Here is a 13,172-nt window from a genome sequence, read left to right as displayed (position 1 = left end):
CTAAATAAGTATTAAAACTTGTAGGTTATTTGCCCAATAATTTCGCGAGGGCTGCCGGGAAAGTGGCCGTTTCGTTCACTAAATCCACTAACCGCGTATTCTTTATCAAACAGGTTATTAATATTTACACTCAGTAATACGTCGTCAAAGCGACTCGTCCAGCTCATATCAAATACGGTAAATGGTTTTACTTTTTGACCACTTGTACTAAGTTGCTCACTTACGTAATTTGCACCAAAGGCAATTGATGAGTCAATCGAATCCAGTGCGTAGCGAGTCCATAAACCTGCCTGGTGGCGTGGTGCATTAGCAAAGCGCGAACCATCTCCAAATGTATTTGAAAGCGTATCACCCGTTACGCCGTCTACCACTTGCGTATCGTTGTAAGCGTAGTTAGCCGTTACGGTCCAGTGCGCTGATAAATCGCCGACTAAAGTTGTTTCAAACCCTCGGCTTTCTACTTCACCTATATTTAAAAGTGCAGCAATTCCATCCCCCGCTCCCGTATCGTCAGGGTTGCTCATTACCACGTTTTCTTTATTAATTTGGTAAATTGCAAAGGTGCTCATTATTTTGCCGTCGAGCCATTGGTTTTTCATACCCAGCTCTATTTGCTTGCCGGTTTCTGGTTCTAAATTACCTTCGCCTTCTACATCTTCTTGGTCGGCTGACGATGTAGGGTTAAAGCTCTCTGAGTAGTTAATATATACCGATGTGTTTTCTACTGGCTGATAAGTAACAGCAACGCGCGGCGTTATGTCGTTATCTGAGTAACTAAAACCAGTTTCTTGATTAAACTCTTTAAAATGGTCATAGCGCAAACCTGCAATAATTGTCCACTGCTCGCCTATGCTAATTACGTCTTGTGCATATACACCAAATCGGTCGGTATCAACGCCATCACGGTTCATGTCGGTGAGGTTATAAGTACTTGGATCGGTTTCACCGTAGTTTAAATTAAAAATATTTAAATTAGCGACGCCATCGGCCTCATATCGGGCACGTAAGTAGTCATATTCGGTATCAACGGTGTGGTAATCACCACCAAATAAAAACTGATGGGTTAATTGTCCTTGTCCAAAGTTATAAACAAAGTCGGTGGTTACACTTGCCTCTTTATTGGCGCGATATTGCTTGCGGTATTCACGCTTAATCGTTTCGTCGTCAATATTGGCAATGCCATCGCCGTTTACATCTACCCAACTTTGCGACTCATGGTAGGCTTGGTCTCGCTCGTTATCCATGTAACGAAACGTAGTACTTAAAGAAAAATCATCATTAAAATAATGGCTAAGTTCTGCTTGAAGCACCAACGCTTCCATATCTTGATAATCAACCGCTTCATTAGCGTTATAACTTGGGTCAACTAAAAAATTGCCGTTGTCATCTACCGGTACGCCACGTAGGCGGTTTCCGCCTAGGTCTTGTTTAATGTAGTCAACACTTGTGGTTAGGGTTGTTGAATCACTTAAATCAAATAACAATCCACCCGTCAGCTCGGTGTTTTTTGAGTCAGCATTGTTACGAAAGCTATCTTGCTCTTCATAATAACCACCCAATCTATAAGCCATTGTATCGTTTAAACCACCCGTCATATCGAGTGATGCACCACGGGTGTTGTAATTACCCAGAGTAAGCTTTAGTTCGCGTTTTTGTGTGTAGCTTGGCTTTTTGGTTACGTAATTAATCATCCCACCAGGTTCGCCACCGCCATACAAAGCAGAGGCTGGCCCTTTTAATACTTCAACACGTTCAACATTAAATAACTGCGGTACACCAAAGCCCGAATATGGGTCGCCACGCACACCATCGTAAAATACATTTGCGTCATCTCTAAAACCACGAAAAGTTACGCCTGAGTAGCTATATTCGCTCACTCCCGCAATAGATCGGTACAAATCGGTAATGTCACGCGCTGCTTGGTCAATTATAAGTTGCTCTGTTAAAACCTGAGCCGATTGCGGAAGCTTAATAAGATCTAAATTAGTTTTAGTCCCAATTTTGCTTTCGGTTTCTAGGTAAAATTGCTGGGCACGGCCAGTTACTTCAATAGTTTCAATGTCGTCGTTTTGTTGTGAAAAAGCTATATTAGAAAAAACAGATAAAGACGCAGCAATACTTAATGCCAAATAATTAGGGTTAAACATGATAATTCCTGGGAGAAGTGTAGATAGCCAACAAGCTAAATGATAACTCTTATCATTTTCATAATCAACACAAGGGCGGGTTTAATACATCTAAATATTAGAACTAATATTAATTAAAACAGAGCGCTAGCCCTTTTATTGCAGTTAAAATAAAACCCCTACTGTATTAAATACAGTAGGGGTTATTAAGTAATTCTTAAATTAGTTTTAGCGTGTAATTTACCCAGCAATATTGCTAATTTGAATTACTGGAGACACGTTAGTAAAATTAACTAAATCAGCCGCTATTACTTCTTGATGAGGTGCAAAGGCTTGCTGAAAAGATTCTACCGATTCAAACACTAAATGCCCCATAGCAATATAAGTTGGCGCTTCGCCCGGTGCGCCACCTGCTAAACCTGCATCTGCACTACTTGATATAAGCGCTTTACCAACTAACTCTGCAACTAGTGGTAAATGTGTTTTACAGTAGTAGTCCATATCGAAAGTAGCACTTTCATTATTTGGGTATAATACGCTTACTTTAATCATTACATTCTCTCTTTTATTTACTAAAAAATTTAAAGCGTCTTTTGAAACAGTATGAATCATACATAAGTAAAAAACACATAAGTGAGCAGTCGCTCAATTATGAAGTATTCATACTCATAGCGCCAGTAATTTGATTGCAGTGCTTATTTTAATTAAGGTGATACTTCGCTAATTTACTTAAGTGCGGGTCGTTTTTTAAAAGGTTTAGGCGGCAAAGACTCTACAAAGTTAACGCACGTATTTACCCAATATGCTAAATCAGAATCAGACTCAAAACCTTCAGGCAAAATATAAACCAAGCCCTTAACTGGCTTTCCGGTAAAGTCCATTTCAGTTACATGAGGTTTAGCTAAACAATCGCTGTAGTTTTCAGGCCCGACTCGCACCATCAGCTTGTTGCCTATTATTACGCAGCACATATACTCCGAAATTATAAAACATAAACCACCAAACATTTTCTTTACTACTAAATCGTGGGCGCATTAAACAACTCATAAAGTCGCTCTTCTAACCCTCTGTCAAACGCCATTTTAGTATCTCTTTTTTTAAATGAATGAATCTGAGATTAATTATGTAGGCTACTAAGCAATAGTAGGTACTAACAACAAATACATTATTCATCCTCTTATAAACTTTTTTATTGATCATCAAGCTTACAATAAAGGCATTATTTTATTAGTAGCTGCGATAATTTTTTAATCGATTCAGCTATCTCATCCATACTAATAGCGCCATAGCCAAAACGTATGTGGGTCGGTGACTCTTGATCGATAGCAAAAAACGTACTTAACGTCGAATCGTTATTTTTAAAATCAGAAAGATCTCTTCCCTCAACTAGCTTAGAAATATCAACCCAAATAGCTAAACCTCCAGTGGGCAGTATAAAAGAGATTTTTTCACCAAACACTCGAGTAAACTCTTGCGCGGTATAGTCTCTTCTTTGTTTATATTCACGCCTTACTTTTCTTATGTGGCGTTTTACTTCACCTGATTCCATCAAGTCAGATATTACATGCTCAGTTATTGTGTTGCCTTGCCTATCAATAAGTACTATTTCTTGTGCCGCACGCTCAATAAACTGAATATCCGAAACGATGTATCCAAGCCTAAGTCCTGGCGCAAACACTTTAGACATAGAGCCAATATGCACTACATTTTCAGAATTAGGAAGGCTCGCTAATGGCGGAATTGGACTCGCCTCGTAGTGAAATTCATGATCGTAATCATCCTCAATGATAGAAAATTGATGTGTTTTAGATAACTCCAACAAAGCCAGCCTTCTGTGCATAGGCAAGCATACCGTTGTGGGATATTGATGATGAGGAGTAACATAAACACCCGATACACTATGATTTTCGAGTATTTCGCGTAAATGTGATATATCAAGCCCTTGGTCATCTAATCTACATTTAACGACTTTAAAACCATTTGATTCAAACGCGGCTTTTGCAGGTAAGTAACATAAATCTTCCATAATAATGACCCCTTTTTTGGAGTCTAATACTCTAGATGCTAAATAGATGCCCATTTGACTCCCCCTCACAATACATATTTCTTGTTCTGAGCAGTTCATGAATCGATCGCTGGAGAGCATTTTTTGTATTGAGTTACGAAGTTCAATAGCACCGCGAGGATCGCCGTAACCTAGCTTAGAATGACGACTTAAATTAACGCATACTCGCCGGTAGGTACGTGCCAATAACTCATATGGAATTAAACGAGCATCTGGTGTGCCATCATTTGTTATTGATACACAATCAGCTAACGCCAAAGCATCAAGATATAAATTTTCGACCAGCTTAGATGATGGTTTCGTTTTTTTTGTACTGCTGATCAAACTGGTATTTGCAGCTGACAAACTTTGCTCTGGTAGTGTTTCAGATACGAACGTACCGCGCCTCAGTTTGCTTTTCAACCAGCCTTGCACCTCAAGTTCTTCGTAAACTTGTTGCACTGTTTTTCGATTAATACCTAATTGATTAGCCAATGAGCGAGAGCCAGGCAACATACTTCCTGGCGTTAAACGCCCAGTTTGAATGTCTTTTGTTATACGGTTCAATAGTTTCGAATGGAGCGTTTTACCGCAGCTATCCTCAAAAGTGAACTGAATATCCCAAGGTCTTAACATAAATACCTCATCACTGGACCCCTTAACTTTGCATTTCTGGCTCTTATTTTTAACCCAGATTATCGCTATCTTACTGCCATTGTCAAAACATAAAAAGAGAATAACTCACATGAAAACACTAAATACAACTAAAGAAGCCTTGATGCAAAATGCGCAGCAAGACATGCAAACACTCATTCAAGATAGCAACTTAACAGATCGCGAAAAACTGGCGCTAACATGCCGAATATTATTTGATAAAGGCCACGACTCTGGGTTAGCGGGGCAAATTACTAGCCGTACAGAGAAAAATAATACCTTTTTAACACAACGATTTGGATTAGGTTTTGACGAAGTAAGTGCCAAAAATCTAATTGAAGTCGATCAGGATCTAAAGCCTTTAGATGAAGAAGGTATGGCTAATCCTGCGAACCGTTTTCATACATGGATTTATAAAGAGCACCCAGAAGTAAACTGCATCATTCATACACATCCAACACATATTGCTGCGTTATCGATGCTAGAAGTCCCTTTGATCATATCTCAAATGGATACATGTGGGTTGTATAACGATTGTTCTTTTGTGGCTGACTGGCCTGGCGTACCGGTTGGTAACGAAGAAGGAATGCTTATTTCAAAAGCACTAGGTAAAAACCGTGCTGTGTTTCTTGCACATCACGGGCAGCTTGTTATAGGCAAAAATATTGAAGAGGCGTGCAACCTCGCAATATTGATTGAACGAGCCGCTAAATTGCAATTACTCGCAATGGCTGCAGGTGAAATTAAGCCGCTTCCTCACAAACCAGCTCAAGAAGCTCACGACTGGGTTTCTACCGACAAACGAAATAAAGTCAATTTTGCGTACTACGCAAGACAGGCATTAAAAAATCACACTAACTGTATTTAAGGCACATAAAATGAATATATCAGGAATTATAGGTTACCCAATAACCCCTTTTAACAATGACCAAAGTGTTGACTTTGATAAGCTAAGAGCTGTTATTGATACATTACTCACAGCCAAAGTAGATGCTATAGCCGCTTTAGGCAGTGCAGGCGAAGCCGCTTATTTAAGCCAAACCGAATGGGAAAATGTTGCCAGTTACACAGTTAAATATGTAGCAGGTAGAGTGCCCGTTGTTATTGGTATTGCTGAATTAACCACTGAGCAAGCACTAAAGCGCGCGACGTATGCGCACAGCATTGGTGCTGATGTGATAATGCTTTCGCCATTTTCTTATTATAAATTGAGTGAAGATGAGATTTATGCGCATTATCAAAGTGTATCTGATGCGACTCCTCTTTCTATTATGATATATAACAACCCTGCGACGTGTGGAGTTGATATGTCTCCTCAATTTATGCTGAAGATGGTTAACAACATAAAAAATGCAACCATGATTAAAGAAAGTACTGGCGACATACAACGTATGCACAAAATTTATAAGCTTTCCAATGGCGCGGTACCATTTTTTAATGGCTGTAATCATACGGCTCTTGAGGCCCTAAACGCTGGCGCCATTGGTTGGTGCACTGCCGCTCCGTGCTTAATTGGCGATAAACCTAAGCAACTATTTGAAGCTGTTCAAAGTGGTAATAGCAACAAAGCAAAAGAGTTATTTTATCAACAGTACGAATTTTTAGAGTTTATTGTTAAATCGGGTTTGGCTGCTGCCGTTAAATCGGGCTTTTCACTGCAAGGGATTGACGTTGGTGATCCTAGAAAGCCACTTTTACCTCTATCTATGCAAGAACAAGCAAAACTTAAGGATATGTTATTAAATTTAAATAGCCTTAGTTAAACCATCGCTCAAACCAATGTATTTTGTATTTGTAGGATTATATAAATAAAAGGTGGCTGGGAAAGGTATGCAAATAGTAGGTATAAAATTATTTTGGGCTTAAAGTTTTTATTAAACCGCACTAATCAAAGCTGATTGAGCTGACACTAGTGCGGTTCAAAAGTAAGTATAAAACTAACTAATTCAATTTTAATAAACCAAAATGCTTATGCAGACAGTTGCACTGGAGCATCTGTTGCGGATACTTTTTTCATGCTGCCTTGTTGTTCAAGGCGAATATGCCAACTAAACGCTTCTTCAAGTAAATGAGGGGTATGCCCGCCACGCTCACAAGCACGATTGTAGTAATCTAACATATCGTCACGATAATCTGGGTGCACGCAGTGCTTAATGACTTGTATCGCTCGCTCACGCGGCGCTAAACCGCGTAAATCAGCTAAGCCTTGCTCGGTTACTAAAATATCAACATCGTGTTCGTTATGATCAACGTGACTCGCCATAGGCACTACGCTTGAAATAGCGCCATTTTTAGCAATCGATTTAGTCACAAATATTGCTAAATGAGCATTACGAGCAAAATCACCCGAGCCACCAATACCATTCATCATTCGTGTGCCACAAACATGTGTTGAATTTACATTGCCATACATATCAAACTCAAGCGCAGTGTTTATTGCAATAATTCCCAAACGGCGCACTATTTCAGGATGGTTAGAAATTTCTTGAGGGCGTAATACTAGTTTATCTTTGTATTGTTCTAAATTATTAAATACCTGCGCATTACAACGCTCCGATAAAACAATTGAGCTGCCCGATGCAAAGCTCATCTTACCTGCGTCAATTAGGTCAAACGTCGAATCTTGTAGTACTTCAGAATACATTGTTAGGTCTTTAAAGTCAGAATCGAGTAGTCCCATCATCACTGCATTAGCAATGTTACCAATACCTGCTTGCAGCGGACCTAAATTAGCTGGCAATTTATTTTGAGCCACTTCGTCTTTAAAAAAGTTAACTAAATGGCGCGCAATAGCGGCGGTGTCTTCATCAGGGTCGGTAACTGTAGAAAACGAGTCGCTTTGGTTAGTAAAAACAATACCAACAATTTTTGCAGGATCAATAGGAATTGCAGTGCTACCAATCCTATCATCTACTTTAACTAACGGCATTGGTTGGCGAGTAGGACGATAAGATGGAATGTATATATCGTGCAAACCTTCAAGATTCGGGTTATGCAGCATATTAATTTCAACGATGACTTCTTTGGCAAAAATAGCAAAACTCGCTGAATTACCAACCGATGTAGTTGGCACAATATGCCCTTCTTCGGTAATGGCAACGGCTTCAATAACAGCCACATCAGGCATGGTTAATTGATGGTTACGTAAATGCTCAACCGTTTCAGATAAATGCTGATCAATAAACATAACTTCGCCGTTATTAATCGCTTTACGTAAAGTGCTATCTACTTGAAAAGGCATACGACGCGCTAAAATGCCCGCTTCTGTTAATAGCTTGTCTAGATCATTACCTAATGACGCACCCGTCATTAAATTTATTTTGATTGGATTTTTTTTGACTTGCTCAATTAATGCTCTGGGTACTGCTTTAGCTTCTCCGGCGCGAGTGAAACCACTCATCCCTACAGTCATTCCATCTTTAATAAATTGGCTTGCTTGTTCTGCCGGCATTACCTTGTCATGCAGGTTACTATTGCGAATACGTTCCAAGTGCATACTGAGCTCCTCTCTAAATTTGACATTATTCTAATCCTAACTTCGTACTACACAATATAGACTTAAGTCGTATTTACGAATCGAGGATGAGCAATATATTAAAAAGGGAGTTAATATTACTATTTGCTAATATCACCACATACCTTTTGGCAACTACTTTAACAAAAATGACACATATTTCTATAAAGTAATCTGTAAATTAATCTATAAAACAAATGGGATTTATTAAAAGGATGTAATATTTTTTGAAGAATAATATTTATTAATTTAAACACCCAAATGAGGAATTTGGGTGGCAGTCTTACCAGCCACATCTCGGCACACACGTCACAAACTGTGGCTGCTCCCTTCCGGGCCTGACCAGGTTCGCCTGCTAGTGTTGCGAGAGGACCAATAAGACTACCATTGAGGGCCTTGGTTGGCGCGGGAGGGATTATCTCTACTTTTGCTCTGTTATTCAAGGGATAATCTAAAAAGAAAGTGCGATTGCATACTTCATATACAATCGCGGCGTATTTAGCTATTTTAGTGCGTATTAATTGTTCTCTAACTGCGCTTTTATATTACGTAATGCTGCTTTTACTTTTTTCATGTTTTCTGGACCCATACGTAAAAGCTGTTTTTGTGCATCTGGTAATTGCTCCCACTCCGAAAACGCATACTGGTACGTTACTGAATCACGAAGTAACGGCAAGTCCCCTTCAGGCTCAGGCGTATCAAGTAATAAATCGATTGCATCCGTTAGCGTTTGATTAAATTCGTCATCGCCGTAACCAATTTCACTATATGCATTATTAATAAGTGGCTTGTACTCTTCGTACATGCGAACGGCTTGCGCTGCACTCATACTGGTAAATATTTTTACATACGGTGTATAACGCTCGTAGCTGTTAGGGTTAATAGTTAAGATATCACCTTCATTCACGCTAAATTTTTCTTCTGGCTGTACAACAGGCATGTGTTTTTTAGCTATTTTTCCTTTTGCTAGGTTATCTACATATACCACACCACGACGAATAACATCGTCAGTCACCATTAAGCTCATTACTGAGTCGCTTAGGTACTCGTCCATTTTAGCAACAACAACTGCATCACTTTCGTTAAGCGTTGGTAATGGTTTTACCTCAGGCAGAGGCTCACTTGAGCTTTGTACTGGCACTTCAAGCTCTGCTGGCTTTTCTGGCATAACTGATGGTGCGTCAACTACGGGATCGTTTTCAGGTTTAAGCTCCATCATAGGTTGCTCTTTAACTGCGGGCTCTACCTCTGTACGTGTTTGTGGCTCATCACTTGGCTTTAATAGTACAAACGCGGCTGCGCACACAACTATTATTAAAACAATAACGGCGAAAAGAAAATTATTATTAGGCGGACGTTTTTGAACATCTGACGCTTCTGGTTTATCTGACATACAAACTCCATAAAAATTAAAATGCGATATCACTTAGAGTACGCTAAGTGGATTAAATTCATTCTTACACAAATACTATGACATTTTATAATACGGCAATTATAGCAAAGTAAGTTACGTACTAAATTGGGTGATTAAACAATGTAATAAGTATTAGGGCAGTTATCCTTTGATTCTTCTAGCTTAAAGACTTACAGTTAATAAATAAAGTAAAGACGTAGAACAGTTTAACCACCAATATGAAAATCAAGCAAGTTGATCCACAAAAACCTAAAATTGCCTTATTACTCACAGGTGGTGGCGCACGAGCTGCTTATCAAGTGGGTGTCCTTAAAGCGCTAGCTCATAGTATGCCTCGTACTGCTCCATTGCCATTTAGAGTAATAAATGGCACCTCTGCTGGGGCTATTAACTCAGCTGCCTTAGCATGTTACGCCTCCTGTGCGCATCTAGCTGTACGAAAGCTTGAATCAGTTTGGAAAAACTTTTCAACCTCTATGGTCTATAAAAGTGATTTTTTAAGCGTATTTGGTCATATTGCGCGTAATATTTTAACGAGCTTTCAGTCAGAACATATTAACCATCCACCAGCGAGCTTGCTAAACAACCGCCCTCTGCGTGGTTTATTAAACGAAATTTTAGATTTACACCGCATTGAGCGCAATTTACATCGTAATTATTTAGATGCGCTGTCTATTACGGCCTCAAGTTATACAACGGGCGACTCTGTTGCATTTTTTCAATCTAATACGCAAACATCATGGCAGCGTGCTAAACGCGAAGGCCAAGCTACGCGCATTAATGTTGAGCACTTAATGGCATCGAGTGCCATCCCTATGGTGTTTCCAAGTGTAAATATTTATAACCATTACTTTGGGGATGGCTCTATACATCAACTTTCTCCGCTGAGTCCGTCGATTCATTTAGGTGCTGAAAAAATATTTATTATTGGGGTCGACCAACCTAAAGAATTACATCCACCGGGTTACTCGCCACATTATCCGGGTCTATCTGCTGTTGCAGGGCATTTACTCGACAGTGTATTTACCGACACCATGCAATCGGATTTGGAGCGTTTAGCTCGTATTAACCGGACATTAGGGCTGTTACCCGCTCGTGATAAACATCAAGAACTTAAACAAATCGATACCTTTGTCATTAACCCTTCGCAAAACTTTAACGCAATTGCAGCGCAGTATTACGACGATATGCCATGGGCCATTAAAGTATTGCTACGTACCATAGGTGTAAAAAAGCATTCGCAATCGAGCTTAACCAGTTACCTATTGTTTGAAAAACGCTACACCCAGCATTTAATGCAAATTGGCTATGAAGACGGTATGGCGCAGTTGCCTAAGATGCGTGAATTTTTAGAGCTAGATTAATCTTTCAGAGTTAGATTAATCTAAGTCACTATTCGATTCCGTCGAGCAGGTAGTGCTCTACCCGCTCAACACGCCTTGGTTTACCTTGTAATACTAAAACGTCATTAGCCAATAATGTTGTTTGCGCTGATGGCGTATCTATTTCGGCTCCTTCTCTGCGTAGTGCTTTTACCAGTACTCGCCGCTTTTCTAAATTAAGATCTTCAATTGTTTTACCCACGGCATAAGCTTGCTGAGGTAGCGCTACAACATGTAAGTACTCTAGCCTATCACTTGAGGCATCTTCGCTATCTTTAAAATACCCTGCGTAAAAGCTTTGCATTAATGGATAACGATTACGACGTTCTTTACTTACTCTACGCACAATACGCGTCATCGGTACGCCCGACATAGACAACACATGCGACACGAGCATTAAGCTCGCCTCTAACGACTCTGGCACTACTTCGGTTACGCCTAGCCCTTTTAAATAATCTAACTGGCTATCGTCACGAGTACGAATAAGTATTTTAACATTGGGTGCTATTTGCTTTATGGCATCAATAACAACTTGTGCGTGATCAAGCTCTGTAAAAGTAATAATAACCAAGCGAGCTCGCTCTACTCCTGCGCACTTTAAAATATCTTTTTGTTTAACATAGCCAAATATAACAGGCTCACCTGCCGCTTTGCCTTCTTGTACTAAAATTGGGTTACTTTCAATGGCAACGTAGTCTATTGCTTCGGGCTTTAAAAAACGCGCTATAGTTTGCCCAACACGCGAAAAACCACAAATAACAACATGGTCACTATAAAGTGTACTACTTTGTGGCTCACTCTCCAGCGCTAAACTAGGGCGATCGAGTATACCCAAACGCTTTAAAATAAATGGCGTTTTATCAATCAAAAATGGTGTAAATGCCATTGATAACACACCAAGGGCAATTAAAAATGATGCCTGCTCTGAATTTAATAACTCATGCTGCCCAGCAAGTGCGATAAGTACGAAGCCAAACTCCCCCATTTGCCATAGCATGATGCCACAGGCAAGCGAGTCTTGATTTCGCTCATGCATCAGCCGTGCACTTATTGTAACCACGGCTATTTTTAATATGAGTAAACCAAGTAATGCACCAATAATAATTAAGCCATGATCCAACACAAATAAAATATCGAGCTGCATGCCTACAGTTACAAAAAACAGCCCCATTAAAATATCGCGAAATGGACGTATATCGGCCTCTAACTGATGCCTGTAATTGCTCTCACCTAACATCATTCCCGCTAAAAAAGCGCCCAATGCCATAGACAAGCCAAACATATACGTTAAAAAGCCCGCAAATAAGGCTACTAATATAGTGGTAAGCACAAACAACTCATCGGTTCGTACTTGCGCTATTTCTTTAAACACAATGGGCAATACCCATTTACCAATTGCCCAAAGAAGCACGCATACAAATGCGCCCTTACTTAGGGCAAACGCTAAAGCCCAGCCAATACTTTGAGAGTCGCTTGATGCAAATAAAGGAAGTATTATTAATAGAGGAACAACAGCAATATCTTGAAAAAGCAGTACACCAACGGCCAATTGCCCACGGCGCTGATTAAGCTCACCCGTTTCTTTTAATAGCTTAACCACTACAGCCGTAGAAGAAAGCGCCATAATTGTGCCAATGGTAAAACTAGTAAGTAAAGAAAAGTCTAAACAATATAAAATAATAATGAAGAATAAACTGGTTATACCCACCTGTAACGAGCCCAGCCCAAATACTAGGCTTCGCATTGCCATTAGCCGCGAAATAGAAAATTCTAACCCCAAACTAAATAACAAAAAAACGATACCAAGCTCTGCTACAAACTCTATTTCGTGAGATTGCGCTAACCAACCAATACCATGGCTACCGGCTAAAACCCCGGTTACTAGGTACGCTAAAATAGGCGGCAAGCCAATACGTTTAAAAAACCACACAAAAAGAACGGCTGCCACTAGCAAGCCAAAAATTTGAACATTAATACTCTGCAAATTCGGCCTCACGCGTCAATTAAACCAAGGGACTTATTTTAAATATAACAACCA

The 13,172-nt window shown here is 39.8% G+C and carries 10 protein-coding genes and 1 other RNA gene; 3 read left to right on the top strand and 8 right to left on the bottom strand.

Translation table 11 applies throughout. The features are described 5' to 3' along the window. Positions 1 to 11 precede the first annotated feature (11 nt). From I6F40_RS08225 to pdxR, 4 genes are all read right to left on the bottom strand, one after another. Positions 12 to 2,147 (bottom strand): TonB-dependent siderophore receptor, encoded by a 2,136-nt coding sequence (locus I6F40_RS08225; protein ID WP_197192746.1) that lies wholly within the window; start codon positions 2,145 to 2,147, stop codon positions 12 to 14. A gap of 219 nt (positions 2,148 to 2,366) precedes the next feature. Next, complete coding sequence (locus I6F40_RS08220; RefSeq protein ID WP_002958288.1) at positions 2,367 to 2,678, bottom strand: EthD family reductase; 312 nt, start codon at positions 2,676 to 2,678, stop codon at positions 2,367 to 2,369. Between the two features lie 173 nt (positions 2,679 to 2,851). After that, positions 2,852 to 3,097: a TfoX/Sxy family protein gene (locus I6F40_RS08215; protein WP_231609330.1), complete on the bottom strand. Its 246-nt coding sequence runs from the start codon at positions 3,095 to 3,097 to the stop codon at positions 2,852 to 2,854. A 248-nt stretch (positions 3,098 to 3,345) separates the two neighbouring features. Beyond that, positions 3,346 to 4,806: a MocR-like pyridoxine biosynthesis transcription factor PdxR gene (gene pdxR, locus I6F40_RS08210; RefSeq protein ID WP_197192745.1), complete on the bottom strand. Its 1,461-nt coding sequence runs from the start codon at positions 4,804 to 4,806 to the stop codon at positions 3,346 to 3,348. 109 nt (positions 4,807 to 4,915) lie between these two features. On the opposite strand from pdxR, the gene I6F40_RS08205 reads away from it, so the two are divergent. Both I6F40_RS08205 and I6F40_RS08200 read left to right on the top strand, forming a co-directional pair. Then, positions 4,916 to 5,692 (top strand): aldolase, encoded by a 777-nt coding sequence (locus I6F40_RS08205; RefSeq protein ID WP_197192744.1) that lies wholly within the window; start codon positions 4,916 to 4,918, stop codon positions 5,690 to 5,692. Positions 5,693 to 5,702: 10 nt separating this feature from the next. Continuing rightward, the gene (locus I6F40_RS08200; RefSeq protein ID WP_197192743.1) at positions 5,703 to 6,587 is read left to right on the top strand and encodes a dihydrodipicolinate synthase family protein; all 885 of its coding nucleotides are present in this window, start codon (positions 5,703 to 5,705) and stop codon (positions 6,585 to 6,587) included. 206 nt (positions 6,588 to 6,793) lie between these two features. Here the strand turns inward: I6F40_RS08200 and I6F40_RS08195 are convergent, their stop codons facing one another. The 3 genes from I6F40_RS08195 to I6F40_RS08185 form a co-directional block, all read right to left on the bottom strand. Next, positions 6,794 to 8,320: an acetyl-CoA hydrolase/transferase family protein gene (locus tag I6F40_RS08195; RefSeq protein WP_197192742.1), complete on the bottom strand. Its 1,527-nt coding sequence runs from the start codon at positions 8,318 to 8,320 to the stop codon at positions 6,794 to 6,796. A gap of 299 nt (positions 8,321 to 8,619) precedes the next feature. Further along, positions 8,620 to 8,716: signal recognition particle sRNA small type (gene ffs, locus I6F40_RS08190), an RNA gene on the bottom strand. Positions 8,717 to 8,855: 139 nt separating this feature from the next. Then, positions 8,856 to 9,731 (bottom strand): DUF3014 domain-containing protein, encoded by an 876-nt coding sequence (locus I6F40_RS08185; protein ID WP_166379117.1) that lies wholly within the window; start codon positions 9,729 to 9,731, stop codon positions 8,856 to 8,858. Positions 9,732 to 9,970: 239 nt separating this feature from the next. On the opposite strand from I6F40_RS08185, the gene I6F40_RS08180 reads away from it, so the two are divergent. Further along, complete coding sequence (locus tag I6F40_RS08180; protein WP_166379119.1) at positions 9,971 to 11,116, top strand: patatin-like phospholipase family protein; 1,146 nt, start codon at positions 9,971 to 9,973, stop codon at positions 11,114 to 11,116. Between the two features lie 28 nt (positions 11,117 to 11,144). Here I6F40_RS08180 and I6F40_RS08175 read toward each other — a convergent pair whose 3' ends face one another. Then, positions 11,145 to 13,118: a monovalent cation:proton antiporter-2 (CPA2) family protein gene (locus I6F40_RS08175; RefSeq protein WP_166379121.1), complete on the bottom strand. Its 1,974-nt coding sequence runs from the start codon at positions 13,116 to 13,118 to the stop codon at positions 11,145 to 11,147. Positions 13,119 to 13,172: the final 54 nt, after the last annotated feature.

The organism is Pseudoalteromonas sp. SWXJ133 (assembly GCF_015864365.1).
In the GTDB taxonomy this organism is placed as follows: Bacteria; Pseudomonadota; Gammaproteobacteria; order Enterobacterales; family Alteromonadaceae; genus Pseudoalteromonas; species Pseudoalteromonas arctica.
This window is presented reverse-complemented; position numbering and strand designations above follow the sequence as displayed.